The 16,686-nt window shown below is 49.9% G+C and carries 14 protein-coding genes and 1 tRNA gene; 4 read left to right on the top strand and 11 right to left on the bottom strand.

The features are described from left to right. Positions 1-44: 44 nt before the first annotated feature. Positions 45-422 carry a hypothetical protein gene (locus IZU26_RS08120; RefSeq protein ID WP_433278169.1) on the bottom strand — a complete coding sequence of 126 codons (378 nt, stop codon included), beginning with the start codon at positions 420-422 and terminating at the stop codon, positions 45-47. 136 nt (positions 423-558) lie between these two features. Here IZU26_RS08120 and IZU26_RS08125 point away from each other — a divergent pair, with 136 nt between their 5' ends. The 3 genes from IZU26_RS08125 to IZU26_RS08135 all read left to right on the top strand — a co-directional run bounded on the left by IZU26_RS08125 (position 559) and on the right by IZU26_RS08135 (position 4,956). Further along, positions 559-1,758 (top strand): GGDEF domain-containing protein, encoded by a 1,200-nt coding sequence (locus IZU26_RS08125; protein WP_433278171.1) that lies wholly within the window; start codon positions 559-561, stop codon positions 1,756-1,758. Positions 1,759-1,889: 131 nt separating this feature from the next. Continuing rightward, complete coding sequence (locus IZU26_RS08130; protein ID WP_433278173.1) at positions 1,890-3,365, top strand: SurA N-terminal domain-containing protein; 1,476 nt, start codon at positions 1,890-1,892, stop codon at positions 3,363-3,365. Positions 3,366-3,396: 31 nt separating this feature from the next. Further along, on the top strand, positions 3,397-4,956 hold the full coding sequence (locus IZU26_RS08135) for an NAD-dependent epimerase/dehydratase family protein (protein ID WP_433278175.1): 1,560 nt from the start codon (positions 3,397-3,399) through the stop codon (positions 4,954-4,956). A gap of 60 nt (positions 4,957-5,016) precedes the next feature. Here IZU26_RS08135 and IZU26_RS08140 read toward each other — a convergent pair whose 3' ends face one another. Beyond that, positions 5,017-5,784, bottom strand: coding sequence for a DUF1295 domain-containing protein (locus IZU26_RS08140; RefSeq protein WP_433278177.1), 768 nt, complete (start codon positions 5,782-5,784; stop codon positions 5,017-5,019). A 113-nt stretch (positions 5,785-5,897) separates the two neighbouring features. Between IZU26_RS08140 and IZU26_RS08145 the strand changes: the two genes are divergently transcribed. Beyond that, the gene (locus tag IZU26_RS08145) at positions 5,898-7,646 is read left to right on the top strand and encodes a 6-hydroxymethylpterin diphosphokinase MptE-like protein (RefSeq protein ID WP_433278179.1); all 1,749 of its coding nucleotides are present in this window, start codon (positions 5,898-5,900) and stop codon (positions 7,644-7,646) included. A 90-nt stretch (positions 7,647-7,736) separates the two neighbouring features. Here the strand turns inward: IZU26_RS08145 and IZU26_RS08150 are convergent, their stop codons facing one another. The 9 genes from IZU26_RS08150 to spoVG all read right to left on the bottom strand — a co-directional run bounded on the left by IZU26_RS08150 (position 7,737) and on the right by spoVG (position 16,684). Then, on the bottom strand, positions 7,737-8,114 hold the full coding sequence (locus IZU26_RS08150; protein WP_433278181.1) for a type II toxin-antitoxin system HicB family antitoxin: 378 nt from the start codon (positions 8,112-8,114) through the stop codon (positions 7,737-7,739). Next, positions 8,111-8,296, bottom strand: a complete 186-nt coding sequence (locus tag IZU26_RS08155) for a type II toxin-antitoxin system HicA family toxin (protein ID WP_433278183.1) — start codon at positions 8,294-8,296, stop codon at positions 8,111-8,113. The genes IZU26_RS08150 and IZU26_RS08155 overlap by 4 nt, the downstream gene beginning before the upstream one ends. 110 nt (positions 8,297-8,406) lie before the next feature. Then, the gene (lepA, locus tag IZU26_RS08160; protein ID WP_021329170.1) at positions 8,407-10,209 is read right to left on the bottom strand and encodes a translation elongation factor 4; all 1,803 of its coding nucleotides are present in this window, start codon (positions 10,207-10,209) and stop codon (positions 8,407-8,409) included. A 17-nt stretch (positions 10,210-10,226) separates the two neighbouring features. Then, entirely contained in the window at positions 10,227-11,861 is a 1,635-nt protein-coding gene (locus IZU26_RS08165; RefSeq protein WP_433278186.1) for a S1C family serine protease, read from the bottom strand. A 7-nt stretch (positions 11,862-11,868) separates the two neighbouring features. Beyond that, positions 11,869-14,061, bottom strand: coding sequence for a tetratricopeptide repeat protein (locus IZU26_RS08170; RefSeq protein ID WP_433278188.1), 2,193 nt, complete (start codon positions 14,059-14,061; stop codon positions 11,869-11,871). Between the two features lie 3 nt (positions 14,062-14,064). Beyond that, on the bottom strand, positions 14,065-15,585 hold the full coding sequence (gene tilS / locus IZU26_RS08175; protein WP_433278190.1) for a tRNA lysidine(34) synthetase TilS: 1,521 nt from the start codon (positions 15,583-15,585) through the stop codon (positions 14,065-14,067). 69 nt (positions 15,586-15,654) lie between these two features. Then, on the bottom strand, positions 15,655-16,209 hold the full coding sequence (locus IZU26_RS08180; RefSeq protein ID WP_021329190.1) for a 50S ribosomal protein L25: 555 nt from the start codon (positions 16,207-16,209) through the stop codon (positions 15,655-15,657). 77 nt (positions 16,210-16,286) lie between these two features. After that, a tRNA-Gln gene (locus IZU26_RS08185) sits at positions 16,287-16,359 on the bottom strand. Between the two features lie 13 nt (positions 16,360-16,372). Continuing rightward, positions 16,373-16,684: a septation regulator SpoVG gene (gene spoVG / locus IZU26_RS08190; RefSeq protein ID WP_021329177.1), complete on the bottom strand. Its 312-nt coding sequence runs from the start codon at positions 16,682-16,684 to the stop codon at positions 16,373-16,375. Between the last annotated feature and the right edge of the window lie 2 nt (positions 16,685-16,686).

Here is a 16,686-nt window from a genome sequence, read left to right on the forward strand (position 1 = left end):
ACTGTCGCGCAAGTTCGACGCACAATGCGGGCCGCACGCCGGATTTATGTTTCAAGCCAGCTTTTCAACACGCGGGCGACGGTATCGGGTTCCGTTTTTGCCATACGCGCAATATCGGCCGGACTACGGACGGAATCTCCCTGCCCCTTAGGCTTTTTCGGTACAACAAAGATTCCCTTTGCCGTACCGTAGTCGATCGCTTCCTGCAAAACGGAAAGCTCGCGCAACACCTGCCGTTCGTCACGGGGATTATACCGGCCGAGCATTCGAATCGCGGAAGTAAGCGAGCGCCGCTCTTGGTCGGACAGATGCAAATGCCGAAAAACGGCTTCGCCCGCATCGATTCCCAACTCTCCGAACAAAATCGCCGCTTTTTGAATTCCGGGTATATACGGATATGCCGTCTTTATAAAATCGCTCATATGCGTCCTCGAAAATCCTATACCGATACTGTATCGAAAATCGTAAAAAAAAGATAGTACATTTTTTTGTTTTATATTATACTTGAACAGACTCCTTGTGTATCACTAAGATTTATGACAGGGGGAGAGAATTCCTGTGATATTCACGTATGTCGTCGCTTATTTTTCCGTCACCGTCATCTGCTTTGCCATTGCCGTAGTTATCGGAACAAAACTTACTCGCGATGTCGGAAGCGAATCGGAAATGCGCGCCTTTAAAGGCGTCATCTCGGGATACGCTATTTTTTTAATAACGAACGGCGTTTGGGTATGGTGCAATTACGGCTACCTTCCCGCTGTATGGGGTTATCCGCTCAGCAGCATGAATATAATCGCACTGAGTTTGTGCGCATTCTTTTGGTTTCAATACGCGGAATTGAAATTGCACTCCCCCCTATGGCAGTCGAAAGTATTCCGCTGCCTGTACCCCGTGCCGATGTGCATCATCGTCCTACTCTCTCTTTCGTCTCCGTTTACGGGATGGCTCTTTTACTACAGTGCCGCAGGCAATTATGTCCACGGCCCGCTCTACGACATTCAGCTGGTGCTCGATATTTTCTATCTTGGATTCGCATCCGTTCATGCCGCCGTCGCTTCGAAGCGGATAAAAAACGCTGCAAAGAAAAAAGAATACTTTATGCTCATCGCGTTTTTGTTTTGTCCGTTCATCGCCGGCGTCATCGATGCTATAATCCCGGACTTGCCTATTTTGGAAATGGCGATGCTGTTTGCGATCTTTATCGTCTTTGCAAACCTCCAAGAATCGCAGATTTACAGCGATGCGCTCACCGGATTAAACAACAGGCGGCTCGCCGACGAGTGGCTTTTGAATAGGCTTCCGTCGGTTTCCGCGCTTCGCCCGCTTTACTTTTTCATAACCGATATAAACAGTTTCAAACACATCAACGATACGTACGGACATTTGGAAGGCGATAACGCAATCAAAACCGTCGCCGAAACATTTCAGGACATCGGACGGCTGTATCACAGTTTTATCGCGCGCTGGGGAGGCGACGAATTTATCATAATCGCCGAAGCGCAGCACATTCCGGATCCGGAATCGTTCATGCAAACCATCCGAAATATGATCGCGGAAAAATCGCAAGAAAGAGCTCTTCCCTACGCGCTGACGCTCAGCATCGGATATACAAAGTGTACGACAGCCGACGAGCATCCGGCATCTCTCATAGGCAGAGCCGACGATATGTTGTATCGAGATAAAAATACGTATTACCGTACGCGAAAGCAATCCAGACGCCGAACAAAAACCGACGGCATATCCGACATCCGACGATAATATTTGACACATTCGGCGATACTTTCGGACACTCGGCGCATAACAATCGGCGCATAAATTGACACTCCGTCCATATCGTGATAAAATTGTATAATTTTCTATTTTACACGAATTGGTATAAGGATTTTATCATGAAAAAGGGCTTTTACACCGCCGGCTTGATTATCGTTTTGGCCGTATCGGCTTTTGCGTTTATCCTCGCTCCCGCCATGGTCGGACGAGGCAATCGGGACACGCTCCCGCCGTTCGGATCCTACGACGGCAAAAAAATAAAATACGAACAGGGTTCCGATTTTGCCGACTACGTTTCGAAATATGCGGATCTTTTTCAAAGACAGGGCAGACAGCTCGACCCGCAGTCTAATTATTATATTTTCAATTATGCGTTCAACGCGGTCGTTCAAAAAATGGCATATACGCAGGCGGTAGCAGAGAGCGGCTATGCCGTGCCGCAAAGCGCCGTCAACCGCGCAATGCTTCCGTATTTTTCGGATGAAAACGGCAAATACTCTCAGCGAAAATACAGAGAAACCTCCGCATCCGAAATCGAACGGAGACAAAAGGAAATCCGCGAAGAACTTACGATGCGCCGCTACACCGACGACGTATTCGGTTCTTCCGAACAGTTTGCGGGTATGGCGCTGTACGGATTAAAATCGTCTGAAAACGAAATCGCTTTTTTTGAAAATTTCGGCACCGAAAAACGGGGATTCGATATGGTATCCTTCAGCACCGACGATTATCCCGACAACGAAAAAGAAGCATACGGGCGTGCAAACGCGCAGAAATTTATTAAATACGATATGTCGATCATCACGTGCGGCGAAAAATCGAAAGCGGAAACCGTAGCGAAGCGCCTTAAAAACAACGAAATCACATTTGCGGACGCGGTAAACGAATATTCGACGAAAAATTACAGCGATGCGAACGGAAAATTAACAAATTCATATCGATATGAAATCGAACGCATCATAAAAAATTCCGACGACGTCGAAAAAGTCGTTTCCCTTGCAAAAGATGCGACGAGTGCTGTCATCGAAACGAATATCGGCTTTTCCGTGTTTCACGCGGACGGCAGCGCTTCCGATCCCGATTTTACAAATGAACAGACCGTAAAAGATGTGTGGAGCTATCTGCGCTCGAATGAAGCGGGGCACATCGAAGATTATTATACGGATATAGCAAAGAATTTTGCAGCGGAAGCCGCAAGCAGCGGATTCGAGGAAGCGGCAAAAAAAATCGACGCAGCGAACACGGCGATCGCTCCTTTCCCGCTCAACTACGGAAGCGTTTCGTTTGCCAATTCCGTAGATACGAGCATTCAAGGGCTTTCGGGAGCCGACACGAACAAAAACTTTTTGCAGACGGCATTTTCCTTAAAGTCCAATGAAATCTCATCGCCTATCGTCAACGGGAAAAACGTGCTCGTGCTGCAGTATACGAACGAAGTAAAAGACGAGCCGTCGGAAAACGCGGCTTCGCTTGCGGGACAGATTGCGAGCAGCGACGAATCGTCGGCTTCTTCGCACCTCATGGCGAGTCCGAAACTGAAAAACGATCTCTTTACGGTATACTTCAATTATTTTATGAATGCGTCGAACAACTGACAGCGATGTTCGCAATTTTATTTTACGAAAAATGAAAACGGTCTTCATTACCGGAGCATCCGGAACGATGGGGGCGGAAGCTTTGACGCAAATCGCGCGGACGGGAAAATTCCTGTGCCGCGTTCTTTTACGTCCAAAAAAAGCGAATATACGCTTGGCAAAAAAGCTTCAAAAAGACAAACTCATTGAAGTCATATTCGGCGACATACAAAATTACGACGATTGTCTTACCGCCGTAAAAGGCGCCGACTATGTGCTTCACTGTGCGGCGATCATTCCGCCTGCTGCCGATCACAACCCCGACGAAACGTTCCGCACCAACCTTCTCGGCACCGAAAATCTGCTCGAAGCCGTAGCTGCGAACGGCCAAATCCAAAAGACAAAATTCGTTTACATCGGCACGGTTGCCGAATACGGAAACAGAACGTTCAAACACCCGTGGGGACGTGTCGGAGACCCGCTCATGCCGAGCGCATTCGACGTGTACGCTGCAAGCAAGATAAAAGCCGAACGCGCGGTTATCGATTCTCCTTTGTGCTGGGTGTCACTGCGGCAAAGCGGCATTTTATACGACCGCGTGCTTTTTAATAATATGCACGACGGGCTGATGTTCCATACGTGCTGGAATACGCCGATCGAATGGGCAACAGCAAAAACTTCCGGCTTGCTTTTGAAAAATCTTGTCGAAAAAGATTCGGATGGAACGCTCGGCGCCGATTTTTGGAAAAAAGTATACAACATCGGAAACGGAAAGGCTTCCCGCGTTACGGGTTTTGAAACACTCGACCGCGGCTTTAAGATGATGGGACGAAGCTGCACCGAAATCTTCAAGCCCGAATGGAACGCAACGCGCAACTTTCACTGTATGTGGTTTTCCGATTCGCACGTATTGAACGAATACCTCGATTTTCAGCACGAAAGTTTTGAAGAATTCTTTTCACGACTCGAAAAAAAATTATGGTATTTTAAATTGGGAAAACCCTTTCCGCGTTTCGTACGACGTTTTGCGATAATGCCGCTTTTGCGCACGAACAATGCGCCTGCCTTTTGGGTTTCGCACAATCTTACAAAACGGATCAACGCTTTTTTCGGTTCGCTCGAAGCGTACCGCGCGCTTCCGCGCAGCTGGGAAAAATTTCCTTTATTGTGTAAAAATCAAAATCAGGAAACGGGCGCTTTTTTGGATTACGAAAAATTACAGGATGAATCTTTAATCGAACAAAACGGTTTGCTTTTAAATCACGGCTACGATGAAACGAAAAAGATCGAAGAACTCGGTATTGAAGACGTAAAACAGGCGGCATCTTTCCGCGGCGGAAAGTGCGTAAGCAAAACGATGACGAAGGGCGATATGTACAGCCATTTGCAATGGCAGTGCCATAACGGCCACCGCTTTACGGCAAGCCCGTACTTGGTTCTAAAAACGGGACATTGGTGCCCCGAATGCTGCAGCGCTCCGCCGTGGAATTTTGGCGAACTTGCAAAGCACATTCCGTTTTATGCACAGCTTCGGTATGACGATCACGGTGAGAATGAAACCGAATCCTATTCGGCCGAAGACGGCCGCGACATATTGGCCTACGAAAAGTAAAAGCATACCCAAAACAATCGCCGTCGTCGACAAAGGGTGAGTCGTATTCCCTGCTGTAAATCAATATAAAAACGGAATTATGCGCTTGGGCTTATATCGCGCCGTTTCGTCAGGAAAGATTTCGGCATATTTTTTATAAATCGCATCGGCTCTCGGCACCAAATTGCACGCAGTCCAAAACACAAATAAAAAGCCCGGAAGCGACCACGTCAAAACGGCAAAGCCGAGCCATTCTACGAGTTCGCCGAAATAGTTTGCGCTCGTAATATAGCGGTACATTCCACGGGACGGATAATAATGCTTACTGTCGCCGGCCGGACGCAGAGAGCGGATATAGGCGTCGGAGCGTATATTGATAAGCATGCCTGCAAAAAATAAAATCGTCCCGACAATAAAACGCGGATCGAAAAGCCAGCTGCGCTCGTACATTTCGGCAGGAGAAAAATAAAAAATCCACAAGCCGATTAAAAGTGCGTTTATGGTGTTGAAGATCATGCCCATAAGCACGATTGTAAGCGGCATTTTGCTTTTACCTTTTAATAAAAACGGAAAAACAAAGGTACGCTGTATATAGTGAGCGATAAAAAAAAACGCCAGCAGTACGCGTACCGGCCTGTGTTCATAGTTGAGCGCGCAAAGCAAATAGATCATAACGATGAGTGTCGGACACTCCATAAGTATCCATGCGATTTTATTGTTAAAAGCGAATCCCCATTTTTTATCGATGAGCTTTCCGTATCCTGCGGGAATAAAATACAAAGCGAAAAAACAAATCAATCCTGTGACAAACATAATTATTTCGACGGCACAATACAAGGAATACGACATACGCGCAGTATCGGCGTTTTTTTTATTTTAATCAAGCCGCATTTACATAAATACGATGTCTTGTTCTAAAATAAAAAATGTCATACAATCCGATATATAAAATCCGAGGGGGTATGTTGATTAAAAACGGAGAAGCGGTGATCGAAAACGATGACGGAAATCCCCGACCGGTGCGGACGGAAGGCGGCCTTTCCGTTTTGTATAAGGGCAGATACCTCTATTCAAAATACGCGCCTGAAAAAGCGGTCAGAAGCGCAGTTCTGTCGAAATCCGTTGCACCGGGCACCCTCGTGCTCGCCTGTTCCCCCGTTCTGTGTTTATGCCTTGCCGAATTGTGCGCCTCGCTTCCCGAAAATTGTTTTGTACTCGGCTGCGAATTCGACGCGGCGTTGTACGATTTTTCGATAAAACACATCCCGCTCGGGCTTGCCCGTTTTGCGATGCTTTCGCCGAACGAATTGCCGAATCTCCCGTTTATGCTCACAAAGCGCCGCGCCGAAACAAAAAGCGGAACGCTTCTTCCCCCTGCAGGAACTTTCCGCCGCGTTTTGCGCGCGGACTTTTCGGCAGGGACGCAGTTTTTTCCGCAGCACTATGCGGCGCTTACGGAAGCGGCGGAAAATGCCGTGATGCGTTTTTGGAAAAACCGTATCACGCTCATCAAATTCGGACGCCGCTTTTCGAGAAATCTTTTCCGTAATCTCGCACATTTAAGCCGCTCCGTCCCGATCGAAAGCCTTGCACAGTCGATCGAAAAACCGATCATCGTTTTCGGTGCGGGCGAAAGCATGGAAAAAACCGCACGAAGCATTCGAAACGTGCAAAGCGCATTTTACATCATCGCAGCCGATGCAGCCCTTGCCCCGCTCCTTCGTCTCGGCATGGAGCCGGACGCAGTTGTGTGCGAAGAATCGCAGTCCGTCATCGCACCGTTTTTTTTAGGCGCAAACGGAAAGCGCTTTCGCGTATTTGCAGGCATTACGTCGTGGCCGAAACTTTTCGACCTGTGCGGCGCCGATATCTGCTATTTTTCGCCGCACTATGACGACACGGTCTTTTTCGATTCTCTTGCCGCAAGGAACATTATCCCTCCCGTTATGCCGCCTCTCGGTTCGGTGGGACTCACCGCGACAAAGATAGCGCTTATGCTTCGAAAAACCGATCGCGTTCCCGTCTTCGTTACGGGACTCGATTTTTCATACCGCGCAGGTACGACGCACGCGCGCGGAGCGGAAGCTCATACGTCGCGCCTTGCAGCGAGTTTCAAAACCGCGCCTGCGGCAAATTACGATGCGGCATTCGCTTCCTTCATGCAAAAAATTATCGGAAAAGACGGTACCCCGTTTTTTACTTCCCCAGCCCTCTTCTCGTACGCCCAAACCTTCCGCGCTTATTTTTCCGAATCGCCGAATCTCTTCGATGCGGGAACGACGGGCATCGACTTGGGAATCCCGAAAAAGGATGCGGACGAATTGATTCGGGAAAGCGGTAATACGGCCGGTACGGAAACGGATATCGTTCGAAAGGATGCGGACGGGAAAGCGGCACATGCGGAAAAAACCATTGCCGAACGGACAGCGTTCTCAGAACGAAAAGCGCTCTCCGTCCGAAATTTTTACGAAAAAGAAGAGCGCGCGCTCGAGCGCTTAAAAAACATTCTATCGTCGGGGCAAAATATGAGCGAAAATGAGCGCAGCGCCGAAATCGAAAAGCTGCTCGCCTCCCGTGAATACCTGTACCTGCATTTTCCCGACGGCTTAAAAGCTTCTCTCGACCTGTCGTTTTTAAAGCGCGTCAGAACGGAAATCGATTTTTTTATTAAAGACATTGCAGTCGGAAAATCGATTTTGGAAAAAAATTAAAAGAGCGCGGGTAACTGCGTTTCCGGCAATATCCGAAACCGAAAAGCGCGCGTTATCGTCGTCCTACATCAGGCGATGTAGAAAGCTACTCTATATTACAAGATTTAATTTTTCACACAATGCGTCTTGTAATGTTTTACTAAAATTGACTCCCGCTTTTTCCGCCTGAATATTAAGCCATGCCGGAATTGTCAATGTCTTTTTTATTGCCTTTTCATTTACTTTAAATTCGCCGCATACAAAAGACATAAAACTTTTTTTATCCGTTTTAATTTTATTTGCGGACGACGCCTTAGGCAAGGTATCGACCGTATAATCGTCTTGTAAAAAAAGCTCCATCGCTTCAACCGCGTTTGCATACGTTTCGGCTTCCGTATCGCCCTGCGTAGAACATCCGGGCAAATCGGGAAACTCAACCCAGAAACCGCCGTCTTCACTATGAAAAATTGCAGGATATATAACTTTCATTTTTTTACCTCCAGTTCGGTTCGTTTCAGAATAGCCGCTAAAAGGCCGGTTTTCATATCTTTGCCGTGTACGGGAATTATTTCGATTTTTCCGTTTTTCGTGATTTTATGATGGCTGCCTTTCACCGACACTAATTCCCAGCCGTCTTTTAATAATAATTTTAAAAGGTCTTTGTCTTTCACGTTTATAATTATAATACGTGTAATACGTATTGTCAATAAATTGTATACGTTTTATCAAAGTCTGAAGATGAAGCGGCGTTTGGCTTCTTCTCAAATCGCCATTCACCCTATTATTTTTCTTCACCTTCTTTGAGAACGGCGAGAAAGGCCGACTGCGGGATCGCGACGTTTCCGACCATCTTCATGCGCTTTTTTCCTTCTTTTTGTTTTTCGAGGAGCTTACGCTTCCGCGTGATGTCGCCGCCGTAACACTTTGCAAGCACGTCTTTGCGGACGGGGCTCACCGTTTCCCGCGCGATGATCTGTCCGCCGATGGCGCCTTGGATCGCGATCTTAAACTGTTCGCGGCTTATCTCGCCTTTGAGCCGTTCGCATACGCTCCGCGCACGCTCGGTCGCATTTCCTTCAAAGGTCAGCTGGGAAAGCGCATCGACTGGTTTGCCGTTTACCAAAAAATCGACTTTGGCAAGTTTCGTCGGCCGGTAGCCGATGAGTTCGTAATCGAAAGAAGCGTAGCCGCGACTGTAGCTTTTGAGTTTGTCGTAAAAATCGAAGAGCACTTCGGCAAGCGGCATTTCGTAAACGAGCTCGACTCTCTTTTCATCGAGATACATCATATTCGTCTGCTCGCCCCGTTTTTGTTTGCACAGTTCCATGAGAGAGCCGAGGTACTGAGAAGGCGTGATGATCGACGCTTTGATGTACGGCTCTTCGGCTTCTCTGATGCGGCCTGAAGGATACTCCGACGGATTATCGATGTACGTTTCTTTGCCGTCGGTCAAAACGAGTTTGTAGCGCACCGAAGGGGCGGTAAAGATAACCGACTGATCGTAATCGCGCTCGAGCCGCTCCTGTACGACTTCGAGATGCAGCAGCCCCAAAAAGCCGCAACGGAAACCGTTTCCGAGCGCGAGCGAATTATCCTTTTCGTAAATCAAACTCGCATCGTTGAGCTTTAATTTTTCGAGCGCGTTTTTCAACTCTTCGTATTCGTTCGAATCCATCGGATAGATGGAAGAGTAGACGACGGGCTTTACGTCTTTAAAACCGGGCATCGCTTTTTCGACGGGATCGGCCGCATTCGTAATCGTGTCTCCGACGCGCACGTCGCTTACGGTTTTTATCCCCGCGATGATATAGCCGACGTCGCCCGCTTCGAGGCAATCGGTTTCTTCAAAATCGATTTTAAATATGCCGACCTGTTCGACTTTGTAATCGGCGGAACCCGCCATCATGCGGATCACATCGTCCTTTTTTACCCTTCCGTCGATGATGCGCACGTGGACGACGACGCCGCGGTATTCGTTGTAATTGCAGTCGAAAATGAGCGCACAGAGTTTTCCGTCGGGCGATCCCTTGGGCGGCGGAAGGCGGGCGACAATCGCTTCCATAAGTTCGTCGACTCCGACGCCGGTCTTTGCCGACACGAGGACGGCTTCATCTCCGTCGAGACCGAGCTCTTTGGTGATCTGCGCTTTCGTTCCTTCGACGTCGGCCGACGCCAAATCGATTTTATTGATGACCGGAATGATCACGAGATCGTGTTCGACCGCCATATACATATTGCTCACCGTCTGCGATTCGACACCCTGCGTCGCATCGATCAACAGCAGGGCGCCTTCGCACGAAGCGATGGCGCGGGACACTTCATAGGAAAAATCGACGTGGCCGGGCGTATCGACGAAATTGAGTTCGTAATCGACTCCGTCTTTTGCCGTATACGGAATCGTCACCGCTTGACTTTTTATCGTAATGCCTCTCTCCCGTTCGATATCCATCGTATCGAGGAGCTGGTCTTTCATCTTCCGCTCGTCGATGATTTTTCCCTTTTGAATGAGGCGGTCGGAAAGTGTCGACTTTCCGTGGTCGATATGAGCCGTAATGCAAAAATTGCGTTTGTAGTTTAAATCCATAGCCGTATCCGAAATTGTTAAAAATAATAAGGACTGTCGAGAGGAGCCGTCAATCCCATCGCGATGTCGAGAAAACCTTTTTTCCTTCTGCGCGTATACAACGAAACGTGCACGGCATCGTTATCGTCCGCAAATACGACACGCGAAACGCTCACCGGATCGTTTTCCGAAAAACCCGATTCGTCGGCGATGCCGCCTTTGAGTACGTCGACGACGGTATACGAGCGGTGATTTACGGTCGAAGAAGAAGCGAGCTTCATGCCGAAAATCGGAACGAACGAACCAGAAATCAAATCGCTTTTGTATATTTCGTAGCCCGGGTTGTCGGGACGGGGCGCAAGATAGACGTATTTTTCGCCCGAAGCATCTCCGCGCACGTACGTGCATTTTACGATCGTATCGGGGATATGCGAGCGGAGGATATCCTGCATCGCTTCGATCGAATCGACCGTTTTTCCGCCGGCAGACGTGACGACGTCCCCTGCAGCGAATTCCGCACGGTACATGCTGCCGCCGGGCATAAGGTATTGCACTTCAAGCCCGATATTCTGTTTTCCGTCGTTCGTCTTTTTCGTGTGCCCGTACGCGCACATCCACGGATGTTCGCGTTTTCCGCCGCGGAAAAGCATCGGCAAATCCTGCCGCAGATATTCGACGGGAATCGCAAAGTTCAAGCCCTGGTACTGTACGATGCCCGCGAACACGATCGCCTGCACGCGCATTTGAGAGTCTATGAGGGGGCCGCCGGAATTCCCGGAGTTCACCGCGGCGTCTATTTGAAAAACGCTTCCCGTCGTAAAGAGCTTTCGCTCGATGTTCGACACGATGCCCTGCGTAAGCGTGCCGCCGAGTCCGAGCGGAGTACCGATCGCGGACACTCTGTCGCCGATTCCCAATTCCGCGCTTGAACCGAGGGCAAAAACGAAGGGCGCATCCACTTCCGCTTTCAGCAGCGCCAGGTCGAGCACCGCATCGTAGCCGACGACTTTTGCGGGAATGCGCGTGTCGGGATCGGAAGCGAGCTTGATGTAAAGGCGCGAATACTTTTCGTTTTTCGGATTTACCGTATCTTCGATGACGTGATGGTTCGTCACGATATAGCCGTTTTTGGAGATAAAAAAACCCGAACCGATAACGCGGTCGGCGTACCCCGCTCCGTCTTTGATCGATATACCGCGGTCGATCCACACCGTCACCGTCGCATCGATGCAGTCGGCGATCGTTTTCGGAAGACAGCGCTCATCGACCGAAAGACCTGGAACGCCGGATGCACACAATGCGCTCAATTCATTTTCGCTCATGCTGCCGCGCAAAACGGATACCGCACCGACTGCGGAAAGCGAGCGGTAATATTTCAAAGCGGATAGGTAATCTTTTGTCCCTATCGCTTCGTCGTATTTTTGAGCGACCGCCGTCCGGCACAGAGAAATCGTATTGGCATCTCCGAGAAGCTCGGCATGCCAGAGCGCGTTTACCGGCTCCGTTTTAACAAGATCGGCGATGCGTTTTTTTTCGTTTTCGTACACGTCTTTTTCCGTGTAGTTTAAGCGCTCATACACCGATTTCGGCTCGCCGAGCGATTTACACGACAAAACCGCAAACGATAAAACGACGACAACTGAAATATATTTTATTAATTTTATTACACGCATGAAAACCTCAATTACCCCGCACTCCGTTTTGCACTTCGCTTACGGCTCCCGCATTTCCCGTTTCGTCCGCCGTTTGAGAAGTCAGAGCCGCTTTCGGAAGGTCTCCCGCCGTTTCGGAGGAAGTCTCTTTCGGAACATCCGGCACGAGGGCGGCATAGGTCACGCCTCCGATACGGACTGCAAGCATAAGGCGCGAAGCACCTTGAACGGGTGTCACTTTTCCCTCTTCGGAAACGGATGCAAGCGCGGAGACGGCACGCGCTTCGTCTTCGACCGTTCCGGCTTCTCCTATCCAATACAAAGAAGCGCGCTTTCCTTTTCGGACATTATAATCGATACCGCCCGAAACGACTTTTACCGGCACACCGTTTTCGCTTCCGACAAAGACGAGACGTCTTTCGGGAAAGAGATAAAACGAAGCCTTTTCAACCGTCGCTTTTCCGGCCTTTTGCGCCATACGCTCGTAGCGCACGTCCCATAAACCGTCGCCGTCGGTATCCCACGAAACGGTTTTCGCACCGTCGGCTGCGTATTCTTCGATAAAATCCGCGGAAGCGTCTCCGTCTCTGTCGATTCGGATCGCTTTGATATAGACGTCTTCGTCTTTCGGAGAGCCGAGTATGTTTTTCGAAACGCGAAGACGCTCTTCAGAAGAAAGGTGCATCGCATTTTCGATATCTCTTCCGAAAACTTCGACGGTTTCGAAAACACCGTCGCCGTCGTTGTCGACGGAACGCGTTTTCGGAAAACCGTTTTCGAAGACAGCTCTCGCATACGCTTTGCCGCCCGCATAATAATCGGCCGTCTGCATTTTTCCGTCGAGCACGCTGAATGAGATAGTCGCCCCTTCCCGCTCGGTCGACGGCACGTCATACTTCGACGCGGCGAGCAAAAGCGATGAGCTGTCGGACAGCGGAACATCGTTTTTTACGACGGGAACAAAAAAATCGAGTCCGAAATCGTCTTTGAACTCGCGAAGAACATCCATCGAAAAGGGCGACCACAAAAGAGCGCCGTCGGCAAAATCGAATGACGATGTATGATTTTGCGAATCCTGCTCGGTAAACTCGGCTTTTAAAACGGACGGATAATTTCCGTATTCGATTTTGCAGTTCCGCATCGAAAGCGACACGGGAGCGCCGAAATCGCACAGGGCGCTCCATTCGTCGACGCCGTCGGTGTTTTTGTCGTATGAGATCGATGCGGGTCTCCCGCGCTCATAGCGGACGGTAAGGTTCGCTTCCAAATCGCCGTCCGTGTCGACTGTGAGTACGCCGCCGTAAGATGCGATGTGTTCGACGAAGATGCGCTTTGCGTTTTCTTCGGTGATGGCACTTGCAAAGTCTGAAAGTGCGCGGAAAGAAATCGTTTTATCGGCGAAATTAAAAAAATACGAAACGGCTTCCTCCTGCGATATAAGACCCGCAGATAAAGCCGCGCGGGTGTAGAGCGGATGTCTCATGCCTGCCGCCGCGAAGGCTTGGAGCATACGCTTTTGTGCGTCGCCCGATGCAAAGAGGCACGCATAGATTTCAAGCTCCGCATCGGTACGGTTCCGACGCCCCATGCGGGCGATGAGCGAATCGGCTATCGACTGAACGATGAGCGGAACATCGTCGCTCCGCATCGCGTATTCGCAGCGGAAAAACAAAAGCGGAAAACGCGTATCGTTCGGATAGATTTTACGCGCACCGTTCACTATGCTCCGCGCTTTATCGATCGTATCCGCACTTCTCATGCGATAATACGCTTTTAGGCGCACATACTCGGCGTCCGCGGAATAGATAAATGAAGGCTTGTCGAGCACGCTGACGGCTTTTTCGTATGAGCCCGTATCGCACAATAAATCCGCGTACAAAAGCCGAGCTCCGTCGCGGTTATAGCCCGTCCACACGCCTCCCGTAAGCGCCCTTTCTGCAAGCGGGAGGATTTCCGCGCGAGGATGTCCGAGCTTGGCAAGAACGGCCGCTTCGATATAATACAGGTCGGCGACACTGTCATCGTATGCAAGCCCCATCTTCGCTTGAGCAAGAGCGGCATCCCACGCGGAGTCGGCAAAACAATCTTCGGCGAGTTTTAAAAATCTGACGGCGGTTTTTCTGTTCGCCGCGGCAAGCGCCTTATCTTCGGCAAAAAGAGATGCTGTAAAATTAATAAAAACAATCGATGCAAACACTGCGGCAAGCGCCGTCTTTTTCATAGTTCAAACCTCGATATCGTTTACGATCCAATCGCGCATACCAAATACGCTTCCCCATATACACACGATCTTTTGTTCGGCCCTTGCAAGTTCCTGCACGATCGGGATGCGCTCTCTGTCGCAAGGAAAAACTTTCCAATCCGAGAGGATATCGGATACGGATTTTTCACCGCCTGAAGCCGTTGCAACAGCGTCGCCTGCCTGTCTGCTCCGTATGCAAAACGGAAGCGAAACGCACAGCACGGAGGATTTTCCCGCTTGCCCCTTGCAAAAAACGGATGCGCTTTTTCGGGCACATCGACCTCGTGCATCGCCTTTTTGGACGACGCAGAGCAAACCGAAAGGCATTTCATACGTGCCCGTTTTCCGTATTATAGCAGAAAATCCCGTATCGGTCGCGCCCTTTTGCGCTTTTTTTACGGAAATCGATTCGCGCTCTATTTCAACGAAAAGACCCGACGCCTCTTCCGAAAAAACGCCGGAAGAGGCGGCTGCGTTACAGATGCGTTCGACAAAACGGTAGGGCACGCGCACTTCAATTCCGATTTTATTAAAAGCGCGGTATAAAAGCCGCCTTTGAATCGCACGGGGCGCGGAAGAAAAAACCGAAAGCGGCATACGCATTCCGTCCCTACTTTCGCTCCACGGAAAAGAATCGGCGAGAACCGTGAGCGCTTCGTCGTCGTCTCGCGCTTTTTTCGCTCCGGTTAAAACGGCGCTTTTCCATCCGGGAATAAGGGCGTCGAGAACGGGAACGAGACGACATCTGATTTTATTTCTGAAATACGACGTATCGCCGTTCGTGCCGTCGACACGCCACGGAATACGCTCAAGTGTCAAAAACCGTTCGATCTCCCGCCGCGAAATGCCGAGCAGGGGGCGGATAAACATACCGCGCGTTTTTTTTATGCCGCCCGCTCCGTCCGCGCCTCCCCCTTCGAAAAAACGCATGAGGAGGGTTTCAAGCTGATCGTCTTCGGTGTGCGCAAGCGCGATAAAGGCGGTTTTTTTTTCTCGAGCGAATTCTTCGAACGCTTTATAGCGAAGATGACGCGCAGCTTCTTCCAAACCCTTCCCGCGCCTTTCCGCTTCACCGAACACTTCGCCCGGCAAAAAAGTTTTGCACGTACAGTCGACGGGAAAGCCTTCTTTCAAAAAATCGGCGCACAGCGACTGTACGTAGAGCGCGTCCCCTTCGCTTTCTTTTTCGTCTCTGATATTGTGATTTACCGTAATGACGTGAAGCGCAATATTTTTTTTACGCGCGATGCGGGCAAGAGAAACGAACATAGCGACCGAATCCGCACCGCCCGATACCGCAGCTCCGAGCGAAATCGGAGCGCTTTGAGATGATGCGGCATCGAATACGCCCTCTGCCCTCGACGTGCCTGCTTCATGCAAAACCGCCTGAGCTTCAGGCGATGCGCCGTCGAACGCACAGCCCGTACACGAGCACAAAGAGACGCGCACCCGCTCTATAAAATCGTCGATAAAATCATCGTCCGAAGCAATATCGCTTTTCATGCGCTTCGTATTTTAAAACAAAAACGGCCGCCTCGCAAGAGACAGCCGCATACCTTTTTTGCCGCGCGCTTAGCGGGCGGGAGTGATGCTCACGAGAGACGCGTTTTCGTCCGTCAGGACGGTCACGCCTTCGTTCAATTTCAAATCTTTTACACGGAACGTGTCGCCGATGTTCAGAGAAGATACGTCGGCCGTAACCGTCTGCGGCATTTTGTGCGGCACCGCCTGTACGGTGATTTCCGGCAAATGCTTGAGCATATAGCCGCCCTTCAAAACGCCCGCGGGAGTTCCCGTATACGAAAGCTTGAATTTTGCGATAAGCTTTTCATCCGCATCGGGTTCAAAAAAATCGGCATGAAGCACTCTATCCTTGAGGATGGCGTATTCCGTATCTTTGATAAAAGCGTCGTGCGCTTCCTGTCCGTCTATTTTCAACGAGATGAGCGTCGTCGGCGTAATCGAACGCCACACTTTATTAAACTCAACTTCATCGATTTCGAGCATCGTCGACTTGCCTTTCGCATCGTACATGACCGCAGGAAGGCGGCCTTGAGCACGCAATTTTTTCGCCGCGGTTTTCCCCGTCGTCGTGCGAACTTTCGCATTGATAACCAACTGATCCATATCCTAGGACTCCTTACATTAAAAAAACAGCAGAAGCTTTTCGGAATCCGCTGCTTTTCCGATATTCGCTGTATTCGCTGGGACGACAGGATTCGAACCTGTGGAATACCGGCACCAAAAGCCGGGGGCTTACCGCTTGCCGACGTCCCAATTAAAAACCGTGTTACACGCTGCCGTCTACGGAAGAGAACGGAGCGTCGTCGCCGGAGCCCGCTTCTTCAACGTGGCCGGCATTGTATTCGTCCAGAATCTTTTTCTGGAGCTCAGCCCTGAAATCGGGACTGATGGGATGCGCAACGTCTTTATATTCGCCGCTTGCAGTTTTCCTGCTCGGCATGGCGATAAACAAGCCGTTTTTCCCTTCGATGATCTTCACATTATGCACAACAAAGCAGTTATCAAAAGTGACCGTTACATAGGCGCGTAATTTACCCTCGCCTTCCACTTTCCGAATGCGCAATTCCGTAATCTGCATAC

It is taken from the genome of Treponema sp. SP13 (genome assembly GCF_050938355.1).
Lineage (GTDB): Bacteria > Spirochaetota > Spirochaetia > Treponematales > Treponemataceae > Treponema_D > Treponema_D socranskii.